This is a genomic window from Leptolyngbya subtilissima AS-A7 (assembly GCF_039962255.1).
Taxonomy (GTDB): Bacteria; Cyanobacteriota; Cyanobacteriia; order Phormidesmidales; family Phormidesmidaceae; genus Nodosilinea.
The window spans coordinates 100,458-114,534 of the sequence record NZ_JAMPKY010000009.1; the positions used below are offsets into that span (position 1 = coordinate 100,458).

Here is a 14,077-nt window from a genome sequence, read left to right on the forward strand (position 1 = left end):
TGAATAGGCTCTTATTATGCCAGAGCCAGGGTCAAAGACTGGGGCTAAAGGCGATCGCCCAGTCCAATGGCTGGCATTGTCATAATAAATTTAGCTAGACCTTAGCTTAGTGTCTGGTCAAATTTTGGCAAGCACGGCGAGACCGCGTTTACCCTGCGGCTTGACCCTATCTATTTTCTGGAGCCCCCATGACCGTTACCAATAGCGCCACTGTTACACCGCAGGTTCTGGAGGCGGCTGCCTCTGGGGCAAAGCCTAGTGCTCAGCAGGTGACGGCCGCCCTGCTAGACGCCGAGCGGCAAACTAAGGCAGAGCGGCGGCAGTTTTCCCCTGAGGTGCTGTTGGGAAACTGGCGGCTGCGGTTTACGGCTCCCAAAAAGCCTGCCTACAAAGCGGGAAAACCCCAAGGGAGTGGATTTTATATGCCGGGATTGGCGATCGCCTCTCTCTGCTTCAGTCGAGACGACAATGACCAGCTGACTATTCAAAACCAGCTTCAGGTGGGGCCAGCCAAACTGCGGTTTACGGGGCCAGCCAAGTTTTTGCCTAAGAAGAACCTGTTGGCCTTTGACTTCGTTCGCCTTCAGGTGCTGTTGGGTAGTTTGACGCTGATCAATCTACCTCTACGCAGCAAAGCCGCTAAAGCAGGCAATTTCGTGGCTACTTCGGTGGCTAAGCTGCCGTTTTTCTCCTTTTTTGTAGCTGAGGAAGGCTATGTTGCCGCTCGGGGGCGCAGCGGTGGGCTGGCCCTATGGATCAAAAAATAGGGGCGGGTTTAACCCCGCCCCGAAGGGACATGTCTTGAGACGATCAGAGGCCAACGGTGAGGATGCCCCTGCAAAGCCGCTTAGGCTAAGGTTTCGGGGCAGTAGCCCAGGCCCATCACAAACTGACGGCGAAAGGCTTCAATCTCTTCGCGATCGGGCTTGCCGTGGGAGACGATCGCCACCTGGTAGCGGCGCATGACATCAATCGGCGACTGCCCAGTTTCTAGGCCCCACAGAGCCATGCGGACTCGAATGCCGGGATCGTAGGCTACTCCCAGTTCATTCATGTAAGCGCGAAAATCTTCGGCGTCGGGAACGCCAATGTTGTCGTTCATTTTGACGCGGATGACCCATCCATCGATCTGATGAATCACCGTCATAAACTCCAGAGGCAATCTCGGGGTGCCCAGCAGGTGTTCGACTACGCGGAGGGTCAAACTGGCATTGGCGAGATAGTAGGTGTATTCCATCGTTGACCTTTAGGCAGGTGCTAGAGTTCTTATGTCCTTATTGTCTGGGATCAACTCTCAGGTTGTTAGGGTTAAGTCCCCCTACTCGACCTGGGTGTATCCACCCAACCTGCTAGGCGATGTGCAATAGTTCAAACCTTGCTCCAGAGACGGATCCAAGGGCTCAGAGCCCTTCTGATGAGTATTCCCTGGCGGCTTACCAATATTTTCTCCCACCAGAAAAAATTGCTCAAACTCCCGTCACACCAAGGGATTCGTCTCGTTTGCTGGTGGTCGATGGCCCCACTACCCACCGTCATCACCACTTCCGCGACCTACCTACGCTGCTGCAGCCGGGCGACTTACTTGTCATTAACGACACCCGGGTAATTCCGGCCCGGCTACCTGGGTATAAACCCAGCGGTGCCCAAGTGGAGGTGTTTTTGCTGGAAGACCAGGGCGATAACCAGTGGCTGGCTCTAGTGCGCCCTGGCCGCCGTTTGAAGCCAGGCGCCACAGTGCATTTTGGCCCCAATCCCAACCAGCCTGACCTAATAGCCCAGGTGCTGGCTACCGACCCTGAGACCAACGGTCGCTTGCTGAAGTTTGAGCCCCAGGGAAGTGAGCCCCTATTGGCCCTGTTTGAGCGGCTGGGGGAAGTCCCCCTACCGCCCTACATCACCGATAGGGCGGCTTCCCCTGAGCAATACCAGACGGTCTATGCTGAGGCCCCAGGGGCAGTGGCGGCTCCGACGGCGGGGCTGCACTTTACGCCAGAGCTGTTTGAGCGGCTAGAGGAGAAGGGGGTAGGGCGATCGCACATTACCCTCCACGTCGGCGTGGGCACCTTTCGCCCGGTGGAGGCCGACAACATTCTCGACCACAAAATGCACGGCGAATGGATTGATGTTTCGCCAGAAACCGTAGCGCAGATCAACGCCACCAAAGCCCGAGGCGGGCGCGTGATTGCCGTCGGTACGACAGTGGTGCGTGCCCTAGAAGGGGCTGCCCAAGGTGGCGAGCTGCAACCCTACCAGGGCAAAGTAAACCTGTTTATCTACCCCGGTTACAGGTACCGGGCGATCGATGGGCTGATTACCAACTTTCACCTGCCGGGCTCTAGTCTGCTGATGCTGGTCAGCGCGTTGATGGGCCGAGAGCGATTGTTGGCTCTCTACGAAACCGCTATTCAGCACGACTATCGCTTCTATTCCTTTGGCGATGCCATGCTGATTTTGCCTGAGGCAGTCCAAGGTGAAAACGTTGAGCGGTAGGGGATTGCTCAGGCTAGTGGCCTGGCGATCGCGCTCAGATACCCTAACCAGGCGGCAACCCTGCCTGTTCTCCGGCAGAGGCTGATAGAACGATGTCTTTTTCGCGCCACACATTATCTAGCGCGTCCGTGCCCCTGACCTACCGGCAGTGGGGAGACGGAGATCCACTGATGCTGCTCCACGGGCTAGCCGACCACGGGTTAGTGTGGCAGAGCTTAGCCGAAACCTTGAGGATGCGCTATCGCTGTCTGGCTCCCGACCTGCGCGGTCATGGCGACAGCGGTAAGCCCGACGATGTCGCCGCTTACGATGCGCTTGAACTGGTTGACGATTTAGAAGCTCTGGCGATCGCCTGTCACGTTGAGCAGCTCACTGTCGTGGCCCATTCTTGGGCCGCCAAACTGGCGCTGCTGTGGGCCAAGCAGCAACCCCAGCGCGTTCGTCGTCTGGTGTTGGTAGATCCGTTTTTTGTGAATCAGCTGCCGAGGTGGTTGCAGCCCACGTTCCCATTGTTCTATCGCACCCTACCCTTTTTGAAGGTGATAGGGCCGTTTGAGAGCTATGAGGCAGCAGAATCCGTCGCCCGCACCCTAAAGCAGTACCGAGGCTGGAGCCCCCTGCAAGCAGCAGTGTTTAAGGCCGGCATAGAGCAGAAGCCCGATAGCCGCTGGGGGAGTAAGTTTGCGATCGCCGCCCGCAACGGCGTGTTTCGCGACACTCTGCATCGGGCAGGGCTGACTGCAGAGCTGACGGTGCCGACCCTACTGCTTTTGCCCCAAGCCGGGCTCAACCGCAAGGCCTGGCAGCTCAAACCCTACCGCACCCATTTGCCCAACCTGCAAATACACACCATTCCTGGCAACCACTGGTCCCACTTGGTGGAACCTGAGGGGTTTAATCAAAGCGTGGCCGACTACCTGGGACGGTGATTGGGGACGGGGGTATAAGGTATAGGGTTCAAGGCAGCGTCCTGAACCCTGAACCCTGAACCCTATACCCTAATTCCAACCCATCACAAACTAATCGTGAATCGATCCGTCGGGCATGATCGCCCCGGTGAGAATGGCGCCAGTGAGCTTGACCATGGTGCGACCCCCAACCGCCACCTTTGCGCCGCTGAGGTCGGCCCCGCTGAGGTCGGCCCCGCTAAAGTCTGCGCCAATCAGGTCGGCTTCGCGCAGGTTGGCGTGGCTGAGGTCGGCTTGGAGCAGGTTGGCGCGAAACAGCTTGGCCTTGCTGAGGTTGGCCCGGTTGAGGTTGACTTTGTGTAGAAAGGCGTCGCTGAGGTCAGCCCCGCTGAGGTTGGCCTCGCTGAGGTTGCGTCCCCCAAAGTCTTTTTCGCGTAGGTTGGCCCCGCTCATGTCGGTGCCGCTGAGGTCGGGGCTCTGGCGCGATCGCGCGGCTCCGCTGCGGGTGTGGGCGTTGTAGCTGTTGTAGGAGTCGTTAGCGGGTTTGGAGCTGGCCTGGCTACTGGGGGGAGAGCTAGGTGCTTTGCCGTTGGTAGAGCTGGCCTGGCTCTGGGTGTCCGAACTGCCTTTGGCGCTGGCAGTATCGCCCCCTACCCCCGCTGCCGCATCGCGCCGCTGGCGGTAGGTTTGTGACTGGCCAGTGCTAGCGCTTGAGGAAGAGGTGCCGTTGCCAGAGGTGCTGGAATTTGAAGAGGGGCCACCGTTAGATGTGCTAGAGCCTGAGGATGGGTTGCCGTCGCTCTGACTGGCCCCGTAGTAGCTGCTGCCGTAGGTGCTGCGCTGGTAGCGGTAGTAGCGATTGTGGGATCCCGATCGCTGCTCCTCTTCGCTGTCGTCATCTCGGGACTGGGCACTGCCGTAGCCCTTGCCCTTGCTGCTATAGCCGTTGCTGTAGGTCGAGCGATAGTCGCTGGTGCCGTAGCCACTGGCGGACGAGGGGCGATAGCCGCTGGCGGTGCCGTAGCGACTGCTGGCCGAGCTGGCGCTGCTGCGACTGTTGCGGTTATGCGATCGCAGCAAATCCCGAGCGTGGTTCAGCGCTTTAATCTTGTCTTGGGCCTTTTGATACAATCGCTCGTTGTCTTGGGGAATGCGATCGGGGTGCCAGACGAACACTAGATCTTTATACGCCTGGTTGACATCCTCAATCGAGGCACCGGGCTCTAGCTCCAAAAGTCTATAGGCGTTGTCCAGCTCTCGCATGTAGAGACAATCTCGCGCTTAGGGTGTTAAGGCCAGTGCTCAACTCATAACATTTTAGGCGGGTTCCCGCCGCTAGCGTAAGACCTGGGCCGTTATCTACTGGTTTGCTTAACGGGTTTGAACCTAAATCCCTTGATTCTTCGAAAGAATTTGGGGGATCGGCGCAGCTTAATATACATACATTAAGTTCAGTGCGTCTTTCAGCATGTTGCTTTCAGCATGTTTTAGGCGGCTGGTTAGCAGGAAGGAGAGGGCAATGCGTGTACTGGTCATGGGTGGCACCCGGTTTATTGGGGTGTATCTAACCAAACTGTTAATTGAGCAGGGCCACGAGGTGGTGTTGTTTAACCGGGGCAACCATCCCGCGCCGGTGGAGGGGGTGCCGACCATTGTGGGCGATCGCACCAACCCCAACAGCCTCAAAACCCAGCTCGCGGGCGAAACCTTCGATGCCATCTTCGACAACAATGGGCGCGAGCTGAGCGATACGCAACCGCTGGTAGAACTGTTTGGCGACAAGCTTCAGCACTTTGTCTACGTCAGCTCCGCTGGGGTATACCTCAAATCTGACCAAATGCCCCACATCGAAGGCGATGCCGTGGATCCAAAGAGCCGCCACAAAGGCAAGTTTGAAACCGAAGCCTACCTGCAAGCCCAAGGGGTGCCCTTTACCTCGGTGCGTCCGGTCTACATTTATGGCCCGCAGAACTACAACCCGCTAGAGGCCTGGTTCTTTGATCGGGTGGTGCGCGATCGCCCCATTCCCATCCCCGGCAACGGTATGCACCTTACCCAGCTCGGCCATGTGCAAGACCTAGCGGCAGCGATGGCGGCAGTGCTGGGCAACGAGACGGCGATCGGCCAAATCTACAACATCTCCGGCGAAAAAGCCGTCACCTTTGATGGTCTGGCCCGCGCCTGTGCGCTGGCAGCTGGCAAGGATGCCGATGCCCTCAAGATTGTCCACTACGACCCCAAAGCCTTTGACTTTGGCAAAGCCAAGGCTTTTCCCATGCGGGTGCAGCACTTCTTTACTGCCATTGATAAGGCTCAGGCAGAATTGGGTTGGGCACCCACCTACGACTTGGTTGCGGGTCTAAAAGATTCGTTCCAGAACGACTATCTTGCCTCTGGCGCAGACAAAACTGAGGTCGATTTTACCCTAGACGACAAAATTCTAGCGGCGTAAAAGCCCTAGCAACGGACGGGCAGGGTGGGCCGCGCTCATCCTTCCGTCTAAGTGATAACGACAGGGTAGCTATCGCCCGTGCTGTGACCACTAGCAATGATCGCATCGAAGCTTTAGTCAAAAAGAGTGCCGCAGCGGTTGACAAGTGGACTGATGATATTCGGCAGTTTAGCTAGTGCTAGATACCTATGAAACCGTTATGCATCAGGTGGTGTACTTCGCCTTTGCGTTACTGATTTCAGCCACGGTGGTTTTGATTATCGGTGCGGCGGCATTTTTGGTAAAGCTGTTGTTGCTGAGCTGAGAGTCATTGTTGTGGCGATCGCAACCCAAGGCTTCACTCAATTTGATAGATAGTGTCAAAGTCTCTTCATCAGTAGAATTCCTAGCCCCTATTAATTGCCTAACTTCCCCAGACCGTGATCTCTTGACTACAATGGAAAGATTGGGAAGATTTTCTCATTGATGATCTGGGCGTCTAGCAATGTGTGGCTTCCAGGTCTACTGAACCATTCATCTGCCTAAAAGGCCCAAGCTATGCCACTGCCTGTTGTTGCGGTTATCGGACGCCCAAATGTGGGCAAATCTACCTTAGTGAACCGCCTGGCCGGGGCTCAAGACGCTATTGTCTACGACCAGCCAGGGGTGACGCGCGATCGCACCTACCAGCCCGCCTTTTGGCGCGATCGCGACTACCTAGTGGTCGATACTGGTGGCCTAGTATTTGACGACGACACCGAATTTTTGCCCTACATTCGCGAACAGGCCCAGCTAGCCCTTACCGAAGCTAGCGCTGCGGTGTTTGTCGTCGATGGGAAAGTTGGCCCCACCGAGTCAGATCGTGAAATCGCCTCCTGGCTGCGGCAGCAGTCGGTGCCAGTGCTGCTGGCAGTCAACAAATGCGAATCGCTGGATAACGGCTTAGTGCAGGCGGCGCAGTTTTGGGAACTGGGGCTGGGTGAGCCCTACGCCGTCTCCGGCATCCACGGCAACGGCACGGGAGAACTGCTGGATGCCCTAGTAGAGTTCCTGCCCGAAACCGTAGAAGAAGCGGCCGAAGAGGAAGTCAAAGTCGCCATTGTAGGGCGGCCCAACGTGGGCAAATCGAGCTTGCTGAACGCCTTTGTGGGCGAAACCCGCGCCATTGTTAGCCCGATCTCGGGGACGACCCGTGATGCGATCGACATGCAGGTGCAGCACGGCGACAAAATCTATCGCCTGATCGACACCGCTGGCATTCGCAAGAAAAAGAGCGTCGAGTACGGGCCAGAGTTTTTTGGCATTAACCGCGCCTTCAAGGCCATTCGCCGCGCCGATGTGGTGCTGCTGGTGATTGACGCCCTCGACGGCGTTACCGAGCAAGACCAAAAGCTGGCGGGCCGCATTGAAGAAGACGGTCGCGCCTGCATTATCGTCGTCAACAAGTGGGATGCGGTGGAAAAAGACAGCCACACCATCTACGATTTCGACCACCAAATCTCTGCCCGACTGAACTTTCTCGATTGGGCCAAGCGCATTTTCGTCAGTGCCAAGACTGGCCAGCGGGTGCCCAAAATTCTAGAGCTGGTGGATCACGCGGTGGAGCAGCACCGTCGTCGGGTTAGCACCTCGGTTGTCAACGAAGTGCTGGAAGATGCGGTGAAGTGGCACACGCCGCCTACCACTCGCCAGGGTCGCCAGGGTCGCATCTACTACGGCACTCAGGTCACCGTGCGCCCACCGTCCTTCACCCTATTTGTCAATGATCCCCACCTTCTGAAGGACAACTACCGTCGCTACGTGGAGCGGCAGTTCCGCGAGAACCTGGGTTTTGAGGGCACGCCGATTCGTATCTTCTGGCGGGGCAAGGCGATGCGTGACTTAGAGCGCAACAACCCCAACCGAGCGACGAAGGTGAAGTGAAGTTTGGATTTAGGATTAGTTAGGCGTGTTGGTTAAAATCTTTGCGACTTGAGTTCACAAGCTTTCTCTGACGAGATAGCCGCAACCCAAAACCGCAAATTCAAAATCCGAAATCGGTAAAGGTAGTCAGAGACCAACCCACAACTCCATGGATCTTCTTCGCTCTCTTCCCATTGGCCTTTATCTGGAGCAGCCGGTAACCTGGCTGCACCGGCTTGATCCCAGGGTCAAGATGGCCTGGTTGATGAGCATTTTAGTGACGCCGATTTTGGCGAACGCCTACTGGCGGTTTGGGCTGGTGGCGCTGCTGGTGCTGCTGACTCTAGCGGCGCTGATTCCGCTGCGGGTGTGGCGACAGCAGATGGGCTGGTTAGTGGCGCTTAGCGGCATCGTGATGTTGCTGACCTTTGTGATGCCCGACGGGCTTCAGGTGGCGCAGACGCCTCGGCTGCCTACTCCAGCTGACATGGTCACTTTGGATAATCCGCCAGAGGTGTTGCCAGAGTTACCTCAGCCCACGGCCTATCGCTACGTAGTATTTGACTGGGGGCCGATTAACGTAACGCGGCGATCGCTCGATCTGGGCATTCGCATTGGCACGCTGCTGTTCACGCTGATCTACGGCACCAACCTCTACCTGCTCACCACTGCGCCCGAAGAAATTACCGTAGCTCTAGAGGCGCTGATGGCTCCTCTGCGCTGGTTTCGCCTGCCGGTGACCGAGATTGCTCTGACGGTGACGCTCTCCCTGCGGTTCATTCCTCTGGTGCTGGAGGAAGTGCAGAATTTGGTGCGATCGGTGCAGACCCGCGCCATCAACTGGAAAAAGCTGGGCTTTCGCGGCTCTGCCCAGGTGTGGCTATCGGTGATGGAACGCCTACTGCAAAATCTGCTACTGCGGGCCGAGCAGATTGCGGCAGCGATGGAAGTGCGCGGTTTCACCAGCCCCAACGAGCACCGAGTGCGCTGGTACCAGCTGGTGCTCCGGTCGTGGGACTGGTTTGCCCTGGGGCTGCTGGTGGTGTTTTGGTGGGCGCGGTGGGTCTGGGGAGGCGAGATTTGAACTGGTGGGTGCGATCGCAGCCCCTAGGGCACCGCACCGGCAGCGACATCTTCCAGGCCCTCTACGGCGATCTGTTGCGGCAGCCCCCTACCTCTGCCACCTTAGTTGCCCTGCTAGAGAGTCCCTACCCCTTAACCGCTGCGGCCCAGCCCCACGCTATTCACAGCCGCTACTCCATCTGTGCTGGGCCACCTTCCCCCACCGAAGCGCCCCAGGTATGGACGCCAGCGGTAGGGAGCATTTTGCCTATGCTGAGCGAACGTCTAGCCGAGGGAGAGCAGCTCCAGCTCTTAGGTGACGAAGCCGAGACTGCCGAGCAAACGCTGCCGTTTACGGGGGGCTGGCTGGGTTGGCTAGGCTACGATCTGGCGTGGGAAATCGAGCGGCTGCCCATAGTAAATAGTGATCTCTTACCCTTTCCGGTGGCGCTGTGGTACGAGCCAGCCACCTTTGCCGTCCTCGACCACCAGAATCAGCGACTGTGGCTAGCGGCCCCCTCTCCCACAGAGTTAGATGCGATGGAGAAGCAGTTAGAACTGTCTGCTCCAGAGACCTGTTTTGCCCTGCCAGAGGGCGATCCCCGCTCTGTAACCCTGGGCATGGCGGCGGCCGAATACCAGCAGGCTGTCCTTCAGGCGAAGCGGCATATTCAAGCGGGGGATGTGTTTCAGGTCAATCTTTCCCTCCGTTTCTCGACGGTTACCACGGCTCACAGCTGGGCGCTATACCGCCAGCTGCACCGCATCAATCCATCGCCCTTTGCCTGCTACTGGCGCACCCCCTGGGGCGATGTAATTAGCTGCTCGCCCGAGCGGCTGGTGAAGTTGCAGGATGGTCTTGCTCAGACTCGCCCCATCGCCGGTACCCGCCCTCGGGGATCAACCCCAGAACAGGATGCAGAGCTGGCTCAAACGTTGCTCAGCAACCCCAAAGAGCGAGCTGAGCACATTATGCTGGTGGATTTGGAGCGCAACGACCTGGGGCGGGTGTGCCAGTGGGGCACTGTGCAGGTGGATGAGCTGCTGACGGTAGAATACTACAGTCATGTCATGCATCTGGTGAGCAACGTGGTGGGGAAGTTAGGGAGCGATTCTCGCTTCGGGAAGCTGCGTCAACACACCGCCATCGACTTGATCCGCGCCGTCTTCCCTGGCGGCACTATCACCGGCTGCCCCAAGGTACGCTGCATGGAAATTATCGAAGACCTAGAGCCCGTTCGTCGCAGCTTGTTCTACGGCTCCTGTGGCTATCTCGATCGCCGCGGCCACCTTGACCTAAATATTCTGATCCGCACGCTATTGTTTGGGCATACTGATAGCTTATCGACGGCATCTACTGTGTGGGGGCAAGTCGGCGCGGGCATCGTGGCCGACAGTGATCCCGCAAAAGAGTGGCAAGAATCACTGCAAAAAGCCAGGGCACAACTGCTGGCACTGGGGTTGGGGTAGTTTCGCCATTCCCCGAGATAACGGTTGATCTGCTTGAGAATGCATGCAGACAGCGCACCAGGTTCTAGAATGCATGTGGCGAATTGAACAGACACAACCATCGTCCTACCGTAAGGAAGAGCCTCTCTCATACCTGAATGAGCACAGAAACCTATCTAAATCACCCCAATTTTGGCCTGCTCTTTAGAGTGTGTATAGTAGACGACGGTCAAGAACTGTACGCTACGCTATATGCCCAGCGGTTGTTTTTCTTGGTCACCAATTCCCCCGCTGAGGGGTTAGTGTTTCAACCCCTAGGTCGGAGCAACGCTCGCATGATGCTGGAAAGTCGCCTACGTATTTTGCGGCGGGCAGGTCAGCAAGCCGACTTCGATCGCCTTCAGCACACCTACAAGCAAACCTTTCAATGACCGCTGCCCCCGGTGCCCTGCCTGAGCAATTTGATCGGATTCGGCAAAGCATTCCCCCCACGGTAACCCTGATTGCGGTTACCAAGTTTTTGCCGGTAGAAACAATCCGCTCTGCCTACGACCGAGGAATCCGCCATTTTGGCGAGAGCCGGGTGCAGGAGGCGATCGCGAAACAAGCCGACCTCAGCGACCTGCCCGACATCACCTGGCATCTGATCGGTCGTCTGCAAACCAACAAAGCTCGCAAAGCCGTCGAACACTTCGACTGGATTCACTCGGTAGACAGTCTAAAATTAGCCCAGCGGCTCGATCAGGCGGCTCAAGAACTGGAGAAAGTGCCCCAGTGTTGCCTTCAGGTCAAGCTGGTACCCGACCCGCCTAAGGCTGGCCTTGATGCCGCCGAATTGCGTGGGTTGCTGCCCCAGTTTGACCAGCTCACCCACCTTAAGATTCGCGGGCTGATGACCATTCCCCCTCAGGGGTCGAGCGACGCTACGGCACGAGAGGTGTTTGCGGGGGCCAAATCCCTGGCTGACACTATTAACCAAACCAGCTTTAACCGGTTGCATATCGACCAGCTTTCCATGGGCATGTCAGGGGATTACGGGGCTGCGATCGCCTGTGGAGCCACCATGGTGCGCCTGGGCACCATACTGTTTGGCTCTCGACCGCCATCTCCCCAAATCAGCTAGGACGGGATCCGCCCATTTTCGCCCTGGGTTCCTAACTTGAACCGGTAGCAGAGACAGCGGTAGGGAACGGGTTGGGGCGATCGCTAGCGACCACTGATACCAATCATTCTTCCAGTCAAAAATCTGTGTTCTGACGCAAAACTGAAACGAGATTGAGAAAATCTTAACTAATTGTGAATCGGCTTTTCCTTTTTTTGATTTCGTGTATACTGTGGACTCAATATTCTATGTACAGGATATTAAGGCAAAACCCTAAGTCTTCCCTAGCTCAGAGAGAAGCGTCACTGATAGTGTTGTTTTTATCGCTGGGTTTTTAAGATTAGGTTTAGGCAGTCAGCAACCCTTCTAAAGGGGCTGGCTAACCCCATAACCCCAGGCTAGCCCCACTAATTTTCACAACAGCCGTTGCAAATGGAAAATTGGCGCTATCATGGCCCTCGGATAACCGGAGCATGATGTGCCCCATTGGTCGAAGGCCGCGGGGTTGGTCTACCAGAGTGATAGTCATCGTGGAGTGTAAGTTGTGAGCAACATGTTTTCTAAACTGCGGGACTTCGTTGGCCTTAACGACCCAGCAGATTACGATTACGAATACGAAGAAATGGATGGAGAGGAGTACCAGAACCTCTACCAGGAAGAAAACACCCAGCCTATTGTGCAGCCGCCCCAGCCTGAAGAAATTCGCCGGAGCCGCCCCCGCCGCGAACGAATGATGCCCACTGATGCAGGAATGACCCCGATGGCCAGCAACGTAATTGGTATGCCCGGTGCCATGAACGGCACCTCTGAAGTGGTGGTGATGGAACCCCGCTCCTTTGAGGAAATGCCCCAGGCCATTCAGGCCCTGCGGGAGCGGAAGTCGGTTGTCCTCAACCTCACCATCATGGATCCTGACCAGGCTCAGCGTGCTGTTGACTTCGTGGCAGGCGGCACCTATGCCATCGACGGGCACCAAGAGCGCATTGGCGAAAGCATCTTCCTGTTTACGCCCAACTGCGTGCAGGTGAGCACCCCCACCGAATATGAAGAAGAAGTCTTCATGGGTCAGCCTCAGGGTATGCCCATGCCTGGCCAAATGCCCCCCGCTCCAGCCTGGGGTGCCGAGGCTATGGCTCGCATGGCCTAGCGTTATCCACGCTTAAGTAACACGTGACTATCACTGCCCCCGGTCTAGTGCCGGGGGCTACCTTAGGTTATTGTCTTCACTAGCGATCGCAAACGATCGAGTCGTCGGTGAGGACTGTTATGCCTGAGGCAACATTTGGGGTTATCGGTGGCGGGATGATGGGAGAAGCTCTCATCGCCCGCCTTCTTGATCAAGGGATTTTTGCGCCTGGCGCGGTAGTAGTGAGCGACCCCCAGGCCGCGCGGCGAGAAGTCTTGCACCACACCTACGGCGTGCAGACTACCGCAGAAAACCAAGTCTTAATCGATGCCGCTGAGACAGTCTTGCTGGCGATTAAGCCCCAGATGCTGACGGCGGTGGCGGCGAATCTAGAGACCCCAAAGCGCGAGCAACCGCCACTGCTGCTGTCGATCTTGGCCGGGGTGCCCTTGGCCCGGCTTGAAAAAGAATTCTCGGGCTGGGCGGTGGTGCGGGCAATGCCGAATACGCCTGCTACGGTGGGGGCCGGGGTAACGGCCCTGGCCGCGGGGGAAGCGGTGAGTACTGCCCAGCGAGAACAAGCTCGCGCTATCTTTGCCAGCGTGGGCACCGTAGTCGAGGTGCCCGAATCGCAAATGGATGCGGTGACGGCGCTTTCAGGTTCTGGACCAGGCTACGTTGCCTTGGTGGTGGAAGCTTTGGCTGACGGTGGCGTCGCGGTGGGGCTGCCTCGGGCGATCGCACTGGAGCTGGCGATCGCCACCGTACGCGGCACCGGCGAGCTACTGCACCAGGGCGACCTCCATCCCGCTGTGCTCAAAGACCGCGTCACTAGCCCCGGCGGTACCACCATTGCGGGCATTGCGGCCCTAGAAGCAGGCGGGCTGCGATCGGCCCTGATCGCAGCCGTGCGATCGGCCTATGTGCGGTCTAAGGAACTAGGGCAGTCCTGATTAACCTTCAGACGATGCAGACATACAATTGAAGTGTTTGGGAGCGTATATAGCCACGATGCCCACGTTACTTCGCGTTGTCCCTACCGTTTCTTCTGTTACGCAGGCGATCGCGATGAGCTAGCCCACGTTCATATTGAACGCGACAGTAGTGAGGCCAAGTTTTGGCTGACTCCAGTCAGGCTTCAGTTCAATAAGGGGTTTTCGTCTAACGAGATAAATCGCCTTCAAATGTTGACCGAGGACAATCAGCAGCAGTTATTGGAGGATTGGCATGACTTCTTCAATGGTTGAAATCCTCAACATCCCTGAAATTCAGCAGGTCTCTATTTCTGCCGACCTGCTCACGGTTGATCTATCTGATGGGCGCATTATCGCTGTACCGCTGGCCTGGTATCCTCGCCTGCTCCACGGCACCTCAGCAGAACGTGACAACTGGCAATTGACCGGCAGTCAAGCAGGCATTCACTGGCCAGAACTTGATGAAGACATTAGCTTGAAGAATATTTTGCTGGGGCAACCTTCGGGCGAAAGTCAAACCTCGCTGCAACGGTGGCTCGAAAACCGCAATCTTCAAGCATGAGGCTCGCAGCATGACTAGCGCTGAATTGTGGCTGAGGGAAGAGTGTTCTTGTCGCGAATGCTAACGCTTAG

16 protein-coding genes are annotated in these 14,077 nt (G+C 57.1%); 13 read left to right on the forward strand and 3 right to left on the reverse strand.

Going from position 1 to position 14,077, the window contains the following annotated elements; genetic code table 11:
• Positions 1-188 precede the first annotated feature (188 nt).
• Positions 189-767, forward strand: coding sequence for a hypothetical protein (locus NC979_RS18955; protein ID WP_190516498.1), 579 nt, complete (start codon positions 189-191; stop codon positions 765-767).
• A gap of 80 nt (positions 768-847) precedes the next feature.
• On the opposite strand, the gene NC979_RS18960 is transcribed toward NC979_RS18955, so the two are convergent.
• Positions 848-1,237: a hypothetical protein gene (locus NC979_RS18960; RefSeq protein WP_073609919.1), complete on the reverse strand. Its 390-nt coding sequence runs from the start codon at positions 1,235-1,237 to the stop codon at positions 848-850.
• Positions 1,238-1,356: 119 nt separating this feature from the next.
• On the opposite strand from NC979_RS18960, the gene queA reads away from it, so the two are divergent.
• Positions 1,357-2,490 (forward strand): tRNA preQ1(34) S-adenosylmethionine ribosyltransferase-isomerase QueA, encoded by a 1,134-nt coding sequence (gene queA, locus NC979_RS18965; protein WP_190516500.1) that lies wholly within the window; start codon positions 1,357-1,359, stop codon positions 2,488-2,490.
• Between the two features lie 128 nt (positions 2,491-2,618).
• Positions 2,619-3,419 (forward strand): alpha/beta fold hydrolase, encoded by an 801-nt coding sequence (locus tag NC979_RS18970; RefSeq protein ID WP_347403901.1) that lies wholly within the window; start codon positions 2,619-2,621, stop codon positions 3,417-3,419.
• A 90-nt stretch (positions 3,420-3,509) separates the two neighbouring features.
• Here NC979_RS18970 and NC979_RS18975 read toward each other — a convergent pair whose 3' ends face one another.
• Positions 3,510-4,661, reverse strand: coding sequence for a pentapeptide repeat-containing protein (locus NC979_RS18975; protein ID WP_190516506.1), 1,152 nt, complete (start codon positions 4,659-4,661; stop codon positions 3,510-3,512).
• A gap of 256 nt (positions 4,662-4,917) precedes the next feature.
• Between NC979_RS18975 and NC979_RS18980 the strand changes: the two genes are divergently transcribed.
• Positions 4,918-5,850: an NAD-dependent epimerase/dehydratase family protein gene (locus tag NC979_RS18980; protein WP_190516508.1), complete on the forward strand. Its 933-nt coding sequence runs from the start codon at positions 4,918-4,920 to the stop codon at positions 5,848-5,850.
• Between the two features lie 204 nt (positions 5,851-6,054).
• On the opposite strand, the gene NC979_RS18985 is transcribed toward NC979_RS18980, so the two are convergent.
• The gene (locus NC979_RS18985; RefSeq protein ID WP_190516510.1) at positions 6,055-6,213 is read right to left on the reverse strand and encodes a hypothetical protein; all 159 of its coding nucleotides are present in this window, start codon (positions 6,211-6,213) and stop codon (positions 6,055-6,057) included.
• A gap of 174 nt (positions 6,214-6,387) precedes the next feature.
• Between NC979_RS18985 and der the strand changes: the two genes are divergently transcribed.
• From der to NC979_RS19030, 9 genes are all read left to right on the forward strand, one after another.
• Positions 6,388-7,752 carry a ribosome biogenesis GTPase Der gene (gene der, locus NC979_RS18990; protein WP_190516513.1) on the forward strand — a complete coding sequence of 455 codons (1,365 nt, stop codon included), beginning with the start codon at positions 6,388-6,390 and terminating at the stop codon, positions 7,750-7,752.
• A gap of 148 nt (positions 7,753-7,900) precedes the next feature.
• Positions 7,901-8,815, forward strand: a complete 915-nt coding sequence (locus tag NC979_RS18995; protein WP_190516515.1) for an energy-coupling factor transporter transmembrane component T family protein — start codon at positions 7,901-7,903, stop codon at positions 8,813-8,815.
• Positions 8,743-10,263, forward strand: a complete 1,521-nt coding sequence (locus tag NC979_RS19000) for an anthranilate synthase component I (RefSeq protein ID WP_431191090.1) — start codon at positions 8,743-8,745, stop codon at positions 10,261-10,263. The genes NC979_RS18995 and NC979_RS19000 overlap by 73 nt, the downstream gene beginning before the upstream one ends.
• A gap of 137 nt (positions 10,264-10,400) precedes the next feature.
• Positions 10,401-10,673 (forward strand): transcriptional coactivator PipX, encoded by a 273-nt coding sequence (gene pipX / locus NC979_RS19005; RefSeq protein WP_190516518.1) that lies wholly within the window; start codon positions 10,401-10,403, stop codon positions 10,671-10,673.
• On the forward strand, positions 10,670-11,365 hold the full coding sequence (locus NC979_RS19010; RefSeq protein WP_190516520.1) for a YggS family pyridoxal phosphate-dependent enzyme: 696 nt from the start codon (positions 10,670-10,672) through the stop codon (positions 11,363-11,365). The genes pipX and NC979_RS19010 overlap by 4 nt, the downstream gene beginning before the upstream one ends.
• A 532-nt stretch (positions 11,366-11,897) precedes the next feature.
• On the forward strand, positions 11,898-12,491 hold the full coding sequence (locus NC979_RS19015; protein WP_199308728.1) for a cell division protein SepF: 594 nt from the start codon (positions 11,898-11,900) through the stop codon (positions 12,489-12,491).
• Positions 12,492-12,610: 119 nt separating this feature from the next.
• Positions 12,611-13,423, forward strand: a complete 813-nt coding sequence (gene proC, locus NC979_RS19020) for a pyrroline-5-carboxylate reductase (protein WP_190516525.1) — start codon at positions 12,611-12,613, stop codon at positions 13,421-13,423.
• 33 nt (positions 13,424-13,456) lie between these two features.
• On the forward strand, positions 13,457-13,717 hold the full coding sequence (locus NC979_RS19025) for a DUF4160 domain-containing protein (protein ID WP_199308715.1): 261 nt from the start codon (positions 13,457-13,459) through the stop codon (positions 13,715-13,717).
• Complete coding sequence (locus tag NC979_RS19030; RefSeq protein WP_190516528.1) at positions 13,698-14,006, forward strand: DUF2442 domain-containing protein; 309 nt, start codon at positions 13,698-13,700, stop codon at positions 14,004-14,006. The genes NC979_RS19025 and NC979_RS19030 overlap by 20 nt, the downstream gene beginning before the upstream one ends.
• The last annotated feature ends 71 nt before the right edge of the window (positions 14,007-14,077 follow it).